18 protein-coding genes and 3 tRNA genes are annotated in these 13,619 nt (G+C 68.6%); 4 read left to right on the forward strand and 17 right to left on the reverse strand.

Features of this window, described 5'->3' with window-relative positions; translation table 11 throughout:
* The 6 genes from ABZE72_RS03250 to rplJ form a co-directional block, all read right to left on the reverse strand.
* A partial coding sequence (locus ABZE72_RS03250) for an MCE family protein (RefSeq protein WP_372727587.1) occupies positions 1-936 on the reverse strand: 936 nt, incomplete at its 3' end.
* Positions 937-939: 3 nt separating this feature from the next.
* Complete coding sequence (locus ABZE72_RS03255) at positions 940-1,767, reverse strand: MlaE family ABC transporter permease (RefSeq protein WP_372727588.1); 828 nt, start codon at positions 1,765-1,767, stop codon at positions 940-942.
* Between the two features lie 4 nt (positions 1,768-1,771).
* A complete protein-coding gene (locus tag ABZE72_RS03260; RefSeq protein WP_372727589.1) occupies positions 1,772-2,557 on the reverse strand; it encodes an MlaE family ABC transporter permease in 786 nt (261 codons plus the stop codon).
* 4 nt (positions 2,558-2,561) lie between these two features.
* Entirely contained in the window at positions 2,562-3,515 is a 954-nt protein-coding gene (locus ABZE72_RS03265) for an ABC transporter ATP-binding protein (protein ID WP_372727590.1), read from the reverse strand.
* 281 nt (positions 3,516-3,796) lie between these two features.
* Positions 3,797-4,186 (reverse strand): 50S ribosomal protein L7/L12, encoded by a 390-nt coding sequence (gene rplL, locus ABZE72_RS03270; RefSeq protein WP_372727591.1) that lies wholly within the window; start codon positions 4,184-4,186, stop codon positions 3,797-3,799.
* Between the two features lie 78 nt (positions 4,187-4,264).
* Positions 4,265-4,930, reverse strand: a complete 666-nt coding sequence (rplJ, locus tag ABZE72_RS03275; RefSeq protein ID WP_372727592.1) for a 50S ribosomal protein L10 — start codon at positions 4,928-4,930, stop codon at positions 4,265-4,267.
* A gap of 245 nt (positions 4,931-5,175) precedes the next feature.
* Here rplJ and ABZE72_RS03280 point away from each other — a divergent pair, with 245 nt between their 5' ends.
* Positions 5,176-5,313 carry a hypothetical protein gene (locus ABZE72_RS03280; protein ID WP_372727593.1) on the forward strand — a complete coding sequence of 46 codons (138 nt, stop codon included), beginning with the start codon at positions 5,176-5,178 and terminating at the stop codon, positions 5,311-5,313.
* Between the two features lie 85 nt (positions 5,314-5,398).
* On the opposite strand, the gene rplA is transcribed toward ABZE72_RS03280, so the two are convergent.
* From rplA to ABZE72_RS03305, 5 genes are all read right to left on the reverse strand, one after another.
* Positions 5,399-6,118, reverse strand: coding sequence for a 50S ribosomal protein L1 (gene rplA / locus ABZE72_RS03285; RefSeq protein WP_372727594.1), 720 nt, complete (start codon positions 6,116-6,118; stop codon positions 5,399-5,401).
* A 109-nt stretch (positions 6,119-6,227) separates the two neighbouring features.
* Complete coding sequence (gene rplK, locus ABZE72_RS03290; RefSeq protein WP_185252473.1) at positions 6,228-6,656, reverse strand: 50S ribosomal protein L11; 429 nt, start codon at positions 6,654-6,656, stop codon at positions 6,228-6,230.
* Positions 6,657-6,824: 168 nt separating this feature from the next.
* A complete protein-coding gene (nusG, locus tag ABZE72_RS03295; protein ID WP_372727595.1) occupies positions 6,825-7,664 on the reverse strand; it encodes a transcription termination/antitermination protein NusG in 840 nt (279 codons plus the stop codon).
* A gap of 51 nt (positions 7,665-7,715) precedes the next feature.
* Positions 7,716-7,961 carry a preprotein translocase subunit SecE gene (gene secE, locus ABZE72_RS03300; protein ID WP_372727596.1) on the reverse strand — a complete coding sequence of 82 codons (246 nt, stop codon included), beginning with the start codon at positions 7,959-7,961 and terminating at the stop codon, positions 7,716-7,718.
* 63 nt (positions 7,962-8,024) lie between these two features.
* A tRNA-Trp gene (locus tag ABZE72_RS03305) sits at positions 8,025-8,097 on the reverse strand.
* A 177-nt stretch (positions 8,098-8,274) separates the two neighbouring features.
* Here ABZE72_RS03305 and ABZE72_RS03310 point away from each other — a divergent pair.
* The 3 genes from ABZE72_RS03310 to ABZE72_RS03320 all read left to right on the forward strand — a co-directional run bounded on the left by ABZE72_RS03310 (position 8,275) and on the right by ABZE72_RS03320 (position 11,144).
* The gene (locus tag ABZE72_RS03310) at positions 8,275-9,531 is read left to right on the forward strand and encodes a pyridoxal phosphate-dependent aminotransferase (RefSeq protein ID WP_372727597.1); all 1,257 of its coding nucleotides are present in this window, start codon (positions 8,275-8,277) and stop codon (positions 9,529-9,531) included.
* Between the two features lie 87 nt (positions 9,532-9,618).
* Positions 9,619-10,593 carry an adenosine deaminase gene (locus ABZE72_RS03315; protein WP_372727626.1) on the forward strand — a complete coding sequence of 325 codons (975 nt, stop codon included), beginning with the start codon at positions 9,619-9,621 and terminating at the stop codon, positions 10,591-10,593.
* On the forward strand, positions 10,590-11,144 hold the full coding sequence (locus tag ABZE72_RS03320) for a DUF4190 domain-containing protein (RefSeq protein ID WP_372727598.1): 555 nt from the start codon (positions 10,590-10,592) through the stop codon (positions 11,142-11,144). Before ABZE72_RS03315 ends, ABZE72_RS03320 begins: the two co-directional genes overlap by 4 nt.
* 30 nt (positions 11,145-11,174) lie before the next feature.
* Here ABZE72_RS03320 and ABZE72_RS03325 read toward each other — a convergent pair whose 3' ends face one another.
* The 6 genes from ABZE72_RS03325 to ABZE72_RS03350 form a co-directional block, all read right to left on the reverse strand.
* On the reverse strand, positions 11,175-12,206 hold the full coding sequence (locus ABZE72_RS03325; protein WP_372727599.1) for a UDP-N-acetylmuramate dehydrogenase: 1,032 nt from the start codon (positions 12,204-12,206) through the stop codon (positions 11,175-11,177).
* Positions 12,199-12,600: a MaoC/PaaZ C-terminal domain-containing protein gene (locus ABZE72_RS03330; RefSeq protein ID WP_372727600.1), complete on the reverse strand. Its 402-nt coding sequence runs from the start codon at positions 12,598-12,600 to the stop codon at positions 12,199-12,201. Before ABZE72_RS03330 ends, ABZE72_RS03325 begins: the two co-directional genes overlap by 8 nt.
* Positions 12,597-12,995, reverse strand: a complete 399-nt coding sequence (locus tag ABZE72_RS03335) for a MaoC family dehydratase N-terminal domain-containing protein (protein WP_372727601.1) — start codon at positions 12,993-12,995, stop codon at positions 12,597-12,599. Before ABZE72_RS03335 ends, ABZE72_RS03330 begins: the two co-directional genes overlap by 4 nt.
* Positions 12,996-13,087: 92 nt before the next feature.
* Positions 13,088-13,258 (reverse strand): 50S ribosomal protein L33, encoded by a 171-nt coding sequence (gene rpmG / locus ABZE72_RS03340; RefSeq protein ID WP_170259177.1) that lies wholly within the window; start codon positions 13,256-13,258, stop codon positions 13,088-13,090.
* Positions 13,259-13,318: 60 nt separating this feature from the next.
* Positions 13,319-13,392: transfer RNA gene (locus tag ABZE72_RS03345), tRNA-Met, on the reverse strand.
* 50 nt (positions 13,393-13,442) lie between these two features.
* Positions 13,443-13,515, reverse strand: a tRNA-Thr gene (locus tag ABZE72_RS03350).
* Positions 13,516-13,619 lie beyond the last annotated feature (104 nt).

A 13,619-nucleotide genomic window follows, 5' to 3' on the forward strand; every position in this document is an offset into this window, starting at 1 on the left:
CTCGAGCACGATGTGCAGCTCGAACCCGCGGAACGCCTCGGCCTGCAGCTTGCCGGCGTTCACGATGCCTCGGGTGAGGCACTGGAACTCGGGTGCGTACTTGGCGAAGACCTTCAGCTGGGCGGCGCTGACGTCGCTGAGCCGGATCAGGTTGTCGCCGTTGTCGTCGAGGAACCGCTTGGCCGTCCCCGAGAAGGACGCGACGTTCGTGTACAGGGCGCGCAGCTGGACGTCGCGCTCCTCGAGGGTGCCGGTCGTGGTGATGGTGTTGCGCAGGATCGTGGCGATCTCCGGCAGCACGTCGGCGTACGTCGCGGAGACCTGCGCCGTCAGGCGGAGGTCCTCGATCAGTGCCGGCACCTGCGGGTTGAACCGCTTGAGGTAGCTGTCGACGGTCTCGAGGTTCTCACCGATCAGGTCGCCGCGCCCCTCCAGGGCGGTGGCGATGGCGTTGAGCGTCACGTTGATCTCGGCGGGCTGCACCGCACGGAGCAACGGGTAGAGGTCCGCGAGCACCTTCTCGACCTCGATCGAGACCTCGCTGCGCGGGATGACCGCACCGGCCTCGATGGGCTCGACGTCGCCGGAGTCGTCCGGGATCTCGAGCGAGACGAACTTCTCGCCGAAGAGCGTCTTGGGGATGATCGACCCGGTCACGTCCTCCGGGATGGTGTCCAGCTCGTCGGGGAAGATGCCCAGGGTGAGCTCGGCACCGTCGGAGGTGCTGGTGAAGTCGAGCACCTCACCGACGATGACGCCGCGGATCTTGACGTCGGCACGCTCGGGGAGCTGCAGCCCGATGTTCGAGCTCTGCAGCGTCACCCGCTCGTAGTCGACCCACTTCTTCGAGAAGATTCCGTAGGTGAGGTAGACCCCACCCATCAGCATCGCCAGGAAGACGATGCCGAGGATCTTGTGGCTCTGCATGGGACGCATGGGTCACCCGGCCAATCGCACGGTCGTGGTGGTGCCCCAGATGGCCATCGACAGGAACAGGTCGATGACGTTGATCGCGACGATGCTGGTTCGCACGGCGCGACCCACCGCCACGCCCACACCGGCGGGACCGCCGGAGGCGGTGTAGCCGTGGTAGCAGTGGATGAGGATGACGACGACGGCAAAGACCAGGACCTTGCCGAACGACCACAGCACGTCACCCGGGGGCAGGAACTGGTTGAAGTAGTGGTCGTAGGTGCCGGTGCTCTGCCCGAAGAACTGCGTCACGGTCAGGCGTGTGGCGAAGTACGACGACAGCAGGCCGACGACGTACAGCGGGATGATCGCGATCAGACCGCCGATGATCCGGGTGGTCACCAGGAAGGGCAGCGACGGGATCGCCATCACCTCGAGCGCGTCGATCTCCTCGGAGATCCGCATGGCGCCCAGCTGCGCGGTGAAACCGCAGCCGACGGTGGCCGCGAGCGCGATGCCGGCGACCAGCGGGGCGATCTCACGGGTGTTGAAGTAGGCCGAGACGAACCCGGAGAACGCAGCCGTGCCGATCTGGTTGAGGGCTGCGTAGCCCTGGAGGCCGACCTCGGTCCCGGTGAAGAAGCACAGGGCGGTGATGACGCCGACGGTGCCACCGATGACCGCGAGCGAACCGGAGCCGAGGGTGACCTCGGCCAGGATCCGCAGGATCTCCTTCTTGTACCGGCGGATCGTGCGCGGGGTCCACGCCAGAGCCCGGATGTAGAACGCGAGTTCTTCACCCAGGGTGTCGAGAGTCTTGAGGGGGCGGTCGTAGACCGCCTTGAGGTTGGCCATCGCGCTAACCCGTCTTTGGAGGAACGAGCTGGAAGTAGATCGCGCTCATCACGAAGTTGACGACGAAGAGCAGGAGGAAGGAGATGACGACCGACTCGTTCACGGCGTCACCGACGCCCTTCGGACCGCCCGCGGCGTTCATCCCCTTGTAGGAGGCGACGATGGCCGCGATCAGACCGAAGACGAGCGCCTTCGCCATGCCTTGCCACAGATCTGGTAGTTGTGCGAGCGCTGTGAAGCTCGCTAGATAGGCCCCTGGTGTGCCGTCCTGCAACACGACGTTGAAGACGTAGCCACCGGCCACACCCACGACGCTGACCAGGCCGTTGAGGAAGAACGCGACGAGCATGCAGGCGAGCACGCGGGGCACGACGAGGCGCTGGATCGGGTCGATGCCGAGCACCATCATGGCGTCGAGCTCTTCGCGGATCTTGCGGGCGCCGAGGTCGGCCGCGATGGCCGAGCCGCCGGCGCCGGCGATCAGCAGCGACGTGGCGATCGGGCCCGCTTCTCGCACCACCGCCAGCACCGCGGCGGAGCCGGTGAAGGACTGGGCGCCGAACTGCTTGATCAGTCCACCGACCTGGAGCGCGATGACCGCGCCGAAGGGGATGGCGACCAGAGCGGTCGGGATGATCGTCACCGAGGCGATGAACCAGGCCTGCTGGAGGAACTCGCGGGTCTGGAAGGGCCGCTTGAAGAGGCTGCGTCCCACGTCCAGCCCGAAGGCGAAGAGCTTGCCAGCGGTCCCCACCGGAGCGAGGGCCCGGCTGGCGGTCAGTGTGGCCACCCGGTCAGCCGCCGATCGCCATGGACATGCCCTCGGTGAACGAGCCGGGAGGCGGCGTGACGCCGTTCTCGCGACACCAGGCACCGGGCTCACGCTGGCTGCGACGCGGGATGCCGTTGGAGGGCTCCTGCTGCAGCGGGATGGGGGGAAGCGGCGGCAGCTCCTGGTCCTTCTCCGCCTCGAGCTCGTCGGCGTCCTTCTCCTCGGACATGCCGATCGGGCCGACGCGCTGGGCGTTGAGGAACTGACGGACCACGGGCTCCTCGGAGGAGAGGAGCATCTCGCGCGGACCGAACATGGCCAGGTGCTTGTGGTAGAGCAGGCCGATGTTGTCCGGGACCGTCCGGGCGGTGTTGATGTCGTGGGTCACGATCAGGAACGTCGCGTCGATCTGCGCGTTCAGGTCGATGATCAGCTGGTTCAGGAACGACGTACGCACCGGGTCCAGGCCGGAGTCCGGCTCGTCGAAGAGCACGATCTCGGGGTCGAGGACCAAGGCGCGGGCCAGGCCGGCGCGCTTGCGCATACCGCCGGAGATCTCGCCGGGGAGCTTGTCCTCGGCGCCGATCAGACCGACGAGGTCCATCTTCTCCATCACCACGTCGCGGATCTGGGACTCGGTCTTCTTGGTGTGCTCACGCAGCGGGAAGGCGACGTTGTCGTAGAGGTTCATCGAGCCGAACATCGCGCCGTCCTGGAACAGCACGCCGAACAGCTTGCGGATCTCGTACAGCTCCTTCTCGGAGCAGCTCGCGATGTCGGTGCCCTCGATGATGATCGAGCCCTTGTCGGGCTTGAGCAGACCGATCAGGGTCTTCAGGAAGACGGACTTGCCGGTTCCCGACGGGCCGAGCATGACGCAGATCTCGCCCGCGGGGACGGTCAGTGTGACGTCACCCCAGATGAGCTGCTTGCCGAACGACTTGGAGAGGTCGTCGACCTTGATCTCTACGCCCATCTGTCAGAACTCCCCTTCGACCCAGCACTTGATTCGGACCCGCGCCAGAAGCCCCGGGCCAGTCAACGGGCGCACTGTTACCTGTCCCACTGACCAGTAACAACGCGACTCCCGCGGTGAGGTTACGCGACCCCGCGAGCCTCGTCACATGTTAGGGGGCCATCGGGGCGACCGGGTGTCCGATTTCCGCCGATCGGCTGATGCGGGGAGCCGTGAGAAATGCGTTCAGGGCGGCCACTCCCGAAGAAGTGGCCGCCCTGAGCGACTGGTTCAGCGTGAGGTCACTTGACGGTGACCGAGGCGCCGGCGCCCTCGAGGGCCTCCTTGGCCTTGTCGGCCGCAGCCTTGTCGACCTTCTCCAGGATCGCCTTGGGGGCGGCCTCGACCAGGTCCTTGGCCTCCTTGAGACCGAGGGAGGTGAGCGCGCGCACCTCCTTGATGACGTTGATCTTCTTGTCGCCGGCCGACTCCAGGATCACGTCGAACTCGTCCTGGTCGACAGCGTCGTCGCCGCCGGCAGCGCCGCCAGCGGCGGGCGCAGCAGCAACGGCCACGGGGGCAGCGGCGGTGACGCCGAAGGTCTCTTCGAACTGCTTGACGAACTCGCTCAGCTCAATGAGCGTCATGTCCTTGAACGCGTCGAGCAACTCGTCGGTGGTGAGCTTCGCCATGGTGGCGTTTCCTTCCAATCTGTGACCCGTGGAGCATCCGCGGGTCGAGGTGACAGGTGGTGGGTACGTCGGCCTGGGTCAGGCCTCGGTTGCTTCGCCCTCTTCGGGGGTGGCCTCGGCCTCGGGGGCCTCGGTCACCTCGTCAGCGGGAGCCTCGTCGGCTGCAGCAGCCTCCGGGGCCTCCTCGGCGGCGACCGGCGTACCGGCACCACCTGCGAGGATCGAGGGGTCCTGCTCGGCCTTCGCCTGCAGGGCGCCGGCGAGCCGGGCAGCCTGTGCGAGCGGGGCGTTGAGCAGGTAGACGGCCTGGCTGAGCGACGCGAGCATCGCACCGGCCAGCTTGCCCATGAGCACCTCGCGCGACTCCAGATCGGCCAGCTTGGCGATCTGTGCAGCGTCGAGGATGTTGCCGTCCAGGACACCACCCTTGATGATCAGGGTGGGGTTGGCCTTGGCAAAGTCACGCAGACCCTTCGCCGCCTCGACCACGTCGCCGTTGATGAAGGCGATGGCAGTCGGGCCGGTGAGAAGGTCGTCGAAGCCGGAGATGCCCACCTCATTGGCGGCGATCTTGGCCAGCGTGTTCTTGACCACGGCGTAGTTGGCGTTCGCACCGAGAGAGCGCCGCAAGTCCTGCAGCTGCTTCACGGTGAGACCGCGGTAGTCGGTCAGTACGGCGCCGTCGGCGTCGTTGAAGTGCTCAACGATCTCCGCGACGGCGGCCTGCCTGTCTGCCCGCGCCATGGGTCTCCTTCCGGACTGGGAGACCACCGCACAGCCCCGGAGAAAGACGAACGCCCCGAGCGCAGTGGCTCAGGGCGTGGACACCACGTGAGTGGCTCTGCTCTGGCACCTGCGCTGGCCGTCCGCTTTCGCGGAACCTTCGAACGTGTTGCTGATGCGACACGATCACCGGCGGTCTCTGGTTTCTTCGCGGAACAGTACGCCCTCGCCGCAGCTCACGCCAAATCGAGTGGCCCGTTCGGGCCATGGCAGCGCCGGGAGTGCCGGGCGGTCCGCCCCGCGACGGGAAGTTCACGATCCGGGTGCTGACCCAGGGCAAGCTGGTCGTCATCGACGGCGTCGGCTCGATCCGCGACCGTACCTACGTACGACCGGCGGGTTGAGCCGGGGCAGCCGGACCCACCCCGAAATGGCGACGACCCGCCCCGGTGTCCGGGGCGGGTCGACGCTGCAGTCGTCAGGGGACGATCAGGCGGTTGCCTCGTCCTCGACGGCGACGTTCTTGACCCGGTTCGGGTCGACCTGGACGCCGGGGCCCATGGTCGTGGAGAACGTGACCTTCTTGAGGTAGCGGCCCTTGGAGCTGGCCGGCTTGAGCCGCAGCACCTCCTCGAGGGCAGCGGCGTAGTTCTCGGCCAGCTGGCTCTCCGAGAAGGAGGCCTTGCCGATGATGAAGTGCAGGTTGGCGTGACGGTCCACGCGGAACTCGATCTTGCCGCCCTTGATGTCGGAGACGGCCTTGGCCACGTCGGTGGTCACGGTGCCGGTCTTCGGGTTCGGCATGAGGCCACGCGGGCCGAGCACGCGACCGAGGCGGCCGACCTTGCCCATCATGTCCGGGGTCGCGACGACGGCGTCGAAGTCGAGCCATCCGCCGTTGACCTTCTCGATGAGCTCGTCGCCACCGACGACGTCGGCGCCGGCCTCACGAGCGGCCTCGGCCTTCTCGCCGTTCGCGAACACGAGGACGCGAGCGGTCTTGCCGGTGCCGTGCGGCAGGTTGACGGTGCCGCGGACCATCTGGTCGGCCTTGCGCGGGTCGACCCCGAGGCGCATGACGACGTCGACGGTCTCGTCGAACTTCTTCTTGCTGGTGGTCTTGGCGATCTTGATCGCGGCGAGGGGGGCGTGGAGCTCGTCCTTGTCGAACGACTTGGCCGCCTCGCGGTAGGTCTTGCTGCGCTGCATGTCTGGTCTCTCTTCTTCCAGGTGTGGTCTTCGATGGGCCAGCGCGGCCCTGCCACAGGTGCTGTGTGTGCTGAATGCCTGTCCGGAACGACTCCGGTCGACGGCGAGGTCAGTCGGTGGTGACGCCCATGGAACGAGCGGTGCCCTCGACGATCTTCATCGCGGCGTCGATGTCGTTCGCGTTCAGGTCGGGGAGCTTCGTGGTGGCGATCTCGCGGATCTGGTCCTTGGTGAGCTTGCCGACCTTCTCCTTGTGCGGAACGCCCGACCCCTTCTTCAGGCCAGCAGCCTTCTTGATGAGCTCCGCGGCAGGCGGGGTCTTGGTGATGAACGTGAACGAGCGGTCCTCGTAGATCGTGATCTCGACGGGGATGACGTTCCCGCGCATCGACTCGGTCTGCGCGTTGTAGGCCTTGCAGAACTCCATGATGTTCACGCCGTGCGGACCGAGAGCGGTACCGACGGGCGGAGCGGGAGTGGCTGCCCCGGCCTGCAGCTGCACCTTGACGAGTGCAGCGATCTTCTTCTTGGGAGGCATTCGTGGGTCCTTCTTGAACTTGGCTGCTTCGTGGTCTCGACGAGCTCGGCCGCCGGCCTGGGCCGGGACTCTGCTCTGCCACCTGATCTCGGGGCGTACGCCGGAGCGTCCGTCCCGATCCATCTGGGTGTTGCTGGGTGGTGCGATCGTGCGGTGGTGCGGTGAGCGTCAGACCTTCTGGATCTGGCTGAAGCTCAGCTCGACCGGGGTCTCCCGGCCGAAGATCTCGACGAGGGCCTTGACCCTCTGCGACTCGGCATTGATCTCGGTGAGCGTCGCGTGCAGGGTGGCGAACGGGCCGTCCACCACCATCACCGAGTCGGAGACGTCGAAGTCGGCGACCTCGACGGTCCGCTTGGTGGCGCCACCGCTCGACGGGGTCGAGGTGCCGGCGGCGACCGCCTCGGCCTCGGCGCGAGCCACGACGGCCGGCGCCAGCATGTTCTCGACCTCGGTCATGCTCAGCGGCACCGGCTGGTGGCTGTGACCGACGAAGCCGGTGACCGAGGGGGTGTGCCGAACAGCGGCCCAGGACTCGTCGGTCAGGTCCATCCGGACCAGGACGTACCCGGGGAGAACGGTGCGCTTGACCATCTTGCGCTGGCCGTTCTTGATCTCGGCGACCTCTTCGGTGGGGACCACGATCTCGTGGATGTAGTCCTCCATGTTCAGCGAGATGATGCGGTTCTCCAGGTTCGACTTCACCCGGTTCTCCATGCCGGAGTACGTGTGCACCACGAACCAGTCACCGGGCTTGGCCCACAGCTCGCGGCGGAACGCCTCGAGCGGGTCCTCGTCGTCGGCCTCGGCGTCGTCACCGGCGGTCTCGGCCTCGGAGCTCTCCGCGTCGGTCACCTCCCCGGCGGCGTCGTCGTCGGAGGAGTCCGTCTCGACCTCGGCGACCTCGGGGGTCTCCTCGGTCGTGTCCGCCTCATCCTGGGCGGCCACGTCGGTGGTCTCCTCGGTCTCGACCGAGTCGTACTGCTCAGACACGTGTTGCTCCGTCATTTCGCTGTCGCATTGAGGTGCTGATTACGGGGTCCGGCGAACCGGACGTGGTCACTGGGCTCCGTTGCCGGCGAAGACCGCGAAGACGAGCTTGCCGAAGCCCAGGTCGAGGGCCGAGATCAGCGCCATCATGAAGAGGACGAAGACCATGACCACGATGAAGTACGTGACCAGCTGCTCCTGGGTCGGGTAGACGACCTTGCGCAGCTCCGCGACCACCTGGCGGTAGAAGGTCAGCGGCGGCGTGCGCTTGTCGGTCTTGCCGTCCCGCGCGGGGACCGCCTTGCTCTCCGACACGCTCGTCACCTCTCCTCGTCCGACCAGCTGGTCGGGCCCGACCAGTTGTCTTGCTGTGTTGTGCAGGGCACGAGGGACTTGAACCCCCAACCTTCGGTTTTGGAGACCGATGCTCTGCCAGTTGAGCTAGTGCCCTCCGCGACTTCCCGCTGAGACGCGCCCTGTTCCGGGCATGCCGCAGCATGTGGGAAACCACCAAACGTGGAGTCTACGGGGAAGACCGAGGTCGAGTCCAAACCGGCCCCGACACCCGACGTTCCGGCGAGGTGAAACACCTCGCTCGGCTCCCGCAGGCCGCCTCTACGATGGTGCCATGACCGCCACCTCGCCTGACCAGCCCGGCACCACCACGACCCCGGGAGCCTCCGCAGGAGCCCGCGACCGTCGCGTCTCGCAGCGAATCGGCTCCATCGCCGAGTCGGCCACCCTCAAGGTCGACGCCAAGGCGAAGGCCCTCAAGGCCGAGGGCCGCCCGGTGATCGGCTTCGGCGCCGGGGAGCCCGACTTCCCCACCCCCGACTACGTCGTCGAGGCGGCGGTCGACGCCTGCCGCGACCCGAAGAACCACCGTTACACGCCGGCCGGCGGCCTGCCCGAGCTGAAGAAGGCGATCGCCGAGAAGACGCTGCGCGACAGCGGCCTCTCCGTCGAGCCGAGCCAGGTCCTCGTCACCAACGGCGGCAAGCAGGCCATCTACGCCGCGTTCGCGACCATGCTGGACCCGGGCGACGAGGTGATCGTGCCGGCGCCGTACTGGACGACGTACCCGGAGTCGATCCAGCTCGCCGGTGGCGTCAGCGTCGAGGTGCTCGCCGACGAGACGCAGGACTACAAGGTCACCGTCGAGCAGCTCGAGGCCGCGCGCACCGAGCGCACCAAGGTGCTGCTCTTCGTCTCCCCGTCCAACCCGACCGGCGCGGTCTACACGGCCGACGAGATCCGGGCCATCGGCGCCTGGGTCGAGGAGCACCAGCTGTGGGTGCTGACCGACGAGATCTACGAGCACCTCGTCTACGACGGCGTCGAGACCGGCTCGCTCCCGGTGCTCTGCCCCGAGCTGGCCGAGCACTGCGTGATCGTCAACGGGGTCGCCAAGACCTACGCGATGACCGGCTGGCGGGTGGGCTGGATGATCGGGCCGACCGACCTGGTCAAGGCCGCCACCAACCTGCAGTCGCACGCCACCTCGAACGTCTCCAACGTCGCCCAGCGTGCCGCCCTCGCGGCCGTCTCCGGGGACCTGACCGCCGTGGACGAGATGAAGGTGGCCTTCGAGCGCCGCCGCAAGCTGATGGTCTCGATGCTCAACGAGATCGACGGCGTCGTCTGCCCCACCCCGCACGGCGCGTTCTACGCCTACCCCTCGGTCAAGGGGCTGCTCGGCCGTGAGCACGAGGGCACCCTGATCGAGACCTCGGCCCAGCTGTCGGAGTACATCCTCGACAAGGCGGAGGTGGCGATCGTGCCCGGCGAGGCCTTCGGCTCCCCCGGCTACCTGCGACTCTCCTACGCGCTCGGCGACGACGACCTGGTCGAGGGCATCACCCGGCTGCAGAAGCTCTTCGCCTGAGTGGGCCAGGACTCCTCGGCCGGCGCGGTCCCGCGGGACCTGCACCAGCTGCCCAAGGCGCACCTGCACCTGCACTTCACCGGGTCGATGCGCCACGAGACGCTGCTCGAGCTGGCCGAGCGCGACGGGATCGCGCTGCCCGACTCGCTGGTCTCGCAGTGGCCGCCGGCCCTGTCGGCCCATGACGAGAAGGGCTGGTTCCGCTTCCAGCGGCTCTACGACGTCGCACGGTCGGTGCTGCGCACCGAGGACGACGTACGCCGGCTGGTGCGCGAGGCGGCCGAGGACGACGTGCTCGACGGCGGCCGGTGGCTGGAGATCCAGGTCGACCCGAGTGGCTACGCCGCCAGGTTCGGGGGCGTGACCGCCTTCACCGACCTCGTCCTGGACGCGGTCCGCGACGCCTCCGCGGCGACCGGGCTGGGGATGGCGGTCGTGATCGCGGCCAACCGCACCCGGCACCCCCTGGACGCGCGAACGCTCGCCCGCCTCGCCGCCCAGTACGTCGACCGGGGCGTCGTCGGCTTCGGGCTCTCCAACGACGAGCGGCGCGGCACCACCGGCGACTTCGCGGCCGCGTTCGCGATCGCCGAGCGGGCGGGGCTGCTGCTCGCGCCGCACGGTGGGGAGCTGCTCGGACCGGACAGCATCCGGGCCTGCCTCGACCAGCTGCACGCCGACCGGCTCGGCCACGGGGTCCGGTCGGCCGAGGACCCCGAGCTGCTCGACCGGATCGTGCAGGCGGGGGTGGCCCTGGAGGTGTGCCCGGTCTCCAACGTCGCGCTCGGGGTCTACTCCGACCTGACCTCGGTGCCGCTGCCCACCCTGCTCGAGGCCGGGGCGACGGTGGCGTTGGGCGCCGACGACCCGCTGCTCTTCGGCTCCCGCCTGGCCGGCCAGTACGCCACGATGCGCGCCGCCCACGACCTGTCCGACGCCCGACTGGCCGAACTGGCCCGGATGTCGTTCCGAGCATCGCGGGCGCCGGCGGAGCTGGTCACGGGCTGGATCGGCGAGGTTGATGCGTGGCTGGCGGCGGAGCCTGCCACGATGGCGTCATGACGACGCCCGACTCACCGGAGAACCCGGAGCAGAACCCGTACGGCCAGCAGCCCGAGCAGCCGAACCCGTACGGCCAGAGCCCGACACCGCCCAACCCCTACGGCCAGGGTCCGGCCACGCCGAATCCCTACGGCCAGCCGCAGGAGAACCCGTACGGCCAGCCCCCGGCTTCGCCGTACGGTGCACCTCAGGGCGGCGCGTACGGCCAGCAGCCGGGCGCCTACGGCCAGCAGACGCCGGGCGCCACACCGCCGAACCACCCATCGGCCACCACCGCGCTGGTGCTGGGCCTGGTCGGCCTGATCGGGATCCTGGCCTGCGGCGGCCTCACCCTCGTGCTCTCGCCGTTCGCCTGGACCACGGGCGCCAAGGCCGTGCGCGAGATCGACGCCTCCCCCGGCATGTACGGCGGCCGCGACATGGCCAACGCCGGGAAGATCATGGGCATCATCGGCACCGTGCTGCTGGCGCTCGGCGTGCTCGCCATCCTCGCGATCATCAGCATCGCCTTGATCGGCACCAGCACGACGTCCATCACGACCTACCCCTGAGGCACCCGGGCGGCGGACGGCCGCCGGGCCTCAGAGGTCGCAGCCGACCAGCACCGGCTCGTTGACGAGCCGGATCCCGAAGCGCTGCTCGACACCGTCGCGGACCTCGCGGGCCAACGCCAGCAGGTCCGCGGCGGTGGCGTGCCCCCGGTTGGTCAGCGCCAGCGTGTGCTTGGTGGACAGACTGACCGCCGCGTTGCCGTGCCCCTTGGCGAAGCCGGCGTGCTCGATCAGCCAGGCGGCGCTGGTCTTCACGCTGCCGTCGGGCTGAGGCCAGGCCGGCGCCCCCGGCGGGACGACGTCGGGGGCGACCACCGGGTTGGTGAAGAACGAACCGGCGCTCCAGGTGTCGTGGTCGGCCGGGTCGAGCACCATCCCCTTGCCGGCGCGCAGGCCCAGCACGGCCTGTCGCACCGCGGTCAGCGGGGCCCGTTCGCCCTGCTCGACGCCGAGGGTCCGGGCGAGCTCGGCGTAGGCCACGGGAGCGCCGAGCGTGCCCTGGCGGAACTGGAAGGTCACGGCGAGCACCACGTAGCGGCCGGGCTCGGCCTTGAACCGGCTGGTCCGGTAGCCGAAGCCGCAGTCGGCCGCTGCGAAGGTCCGCTGCGCGCGGTCGTGCCGGTCCCAGGTGCGCACCGACGCGATCGTCTGGGCGACCTCCTGCCCGTAGGCGCCGACGTTCTGGATCGGCGTCGCGCCGACCTGGCCGGGGATCCCCGAGAGCGCCTCGATCCCGGTCCAGCCGGCGTCCACGGCGTGGGCGACCAGGTCGTCCCAGCGCTCTCCGGCTGCGACGGTCACGGTGGCACCCGAGCACGAGGCGCCCTCACCGGCCTCGACATCGGCGTCGATCCCGCGGGTCCCGATCTGCACGACCGTGCCGGAGAAGCCCTGGTCGCCGACCACGAGGTTGCTGCCGCCGCCGAGCACCAGCACGGGCTCGCCCGCCTCGTCGGCTGCAGAGACCGCAGCGACCAGCTCGTCCTCGGAGGTGGCCGTGACCCAGTGTCGTGCCGGGCCGCCGAGCCGCAGCGTGGTGTGCTCGCGGAGGAACTCAGCCACGCAGCACGGCCTTGGGCATGCCGAGGACCTTCTGGCCCTGGCAGGTGACGGTGAGCGCGATCGTGGTGCGGCCCTCGGCGACGTCCTTGACCACGCCGGCCACCTCGACCTCGACGCCCTCGTCGTCGTCCGGCACGACGACCGGGTTGGTGAACTTGCAGCCGAGCTCGACGACCTCGGCGCCGTCGGCCCACAGGTCCACCGCGCGGGCGACCAGCGCCATCGTGAACATGCCGTGCGCGATCACGCCCGGCAGTCCGACGGCCGTGGCCACCCGGTCCGACCAGTGGATCGGGTTGAAGTCGCCGCTGGCACCGGCGTAGCGGACCAGGTCCGCGCGTCGTACGACGTAGCGCTGGGTGGCGAGCTCGGCGCCCGACTGGAGGGCGCTCATGCCTCGCCCCGGTGCACCAGGGTGGCGGAGGTGGCACAGACCAGGGCGCCGTCGGCGTCGGTGATCTCGCTGGTGGTGCCGATGATGTCGTTGCCGCCGATCTGGCGCAGGCTCGCGACGCTCAGCATGGCGGTGAGCACGTCGCCCGGCACGATCGGGCGCTCGTAGGAGAACTTCTGCTCGCCGTGCACGATGCGGAACAGGTCGATCTGCTCGGCGGCGAGGAAGGCGTTCATCGCCTCGAAGGCGAGCACGATCGGGAAGGTGGCGGGCGCCGGCCCACCGGCGTACGTGCCGCCGGTGGCGGTCACGAACTCGCGCACCTTCTCCTCGGAGACGGCGTACGGCCTGGTCGGCGGGAAGGCCCGCCCCACGAGCGACTGGTCGACTGGCATGGCGTCCACCCTAGTGGCGGGATCGGGGACGAAATGGCGCGAGGGCAGCCACCCCGTGGGGTGACTGCCCTCAGCGCTGAAGAGTGCTGGGCTCAGCGGGTCTCGCGGTGCGCCTTGTGGGTGCGGCAACGCGGGCAGAACTTCGCCAGCTCCAACCGGTCGGGGTCGTTGCGGCGGTTCTTCTTGGTGATGTAGTTGCGCTCCTTGCAGTCCACGCAGGCGAGCGTGATCTTGGGGCGAACGTCGGAGCTCTTGCTGGCCACGGGAAGTCCTTTGTCGATTCGGGTGGTGCTGGGTGGTGCGGTGCTGCCGGTCGAGATGAGTAGCGGGAGCGGGACTTGAACCCGCGACACCACGATTATGAGTCGTGTGCTCTAACCACCTGAGCTACCCCGCCACGGGCTGGGTTGTGCTGCCATACTAACTGGCTGCACAACCCGTTCCCAGGGCCCCTTTACGGAATCGAACCGTAGACCTTCTCCTTACCATGGAGACGCTCTACCGACTGAGCTAAAGGGGCAAGCGACGAGAAAGGATACACACGGCTTCGTGTGAAACCGAAATCGGCCCAACCTGCCCGATTTCAGCGGCCTCTCGGCGTCGACGAGGAGCCTAGCGACCCCT

Origin of the sequence: Nocardioides sp. (genome assembly GCF_041600255.1) — a bacterium.
Taxonomy (GTDB): Bacteria; Actinomycetota; Actinomycetes; order Propionibacteriales; family Nocardioidaceae; genus Nocardioides.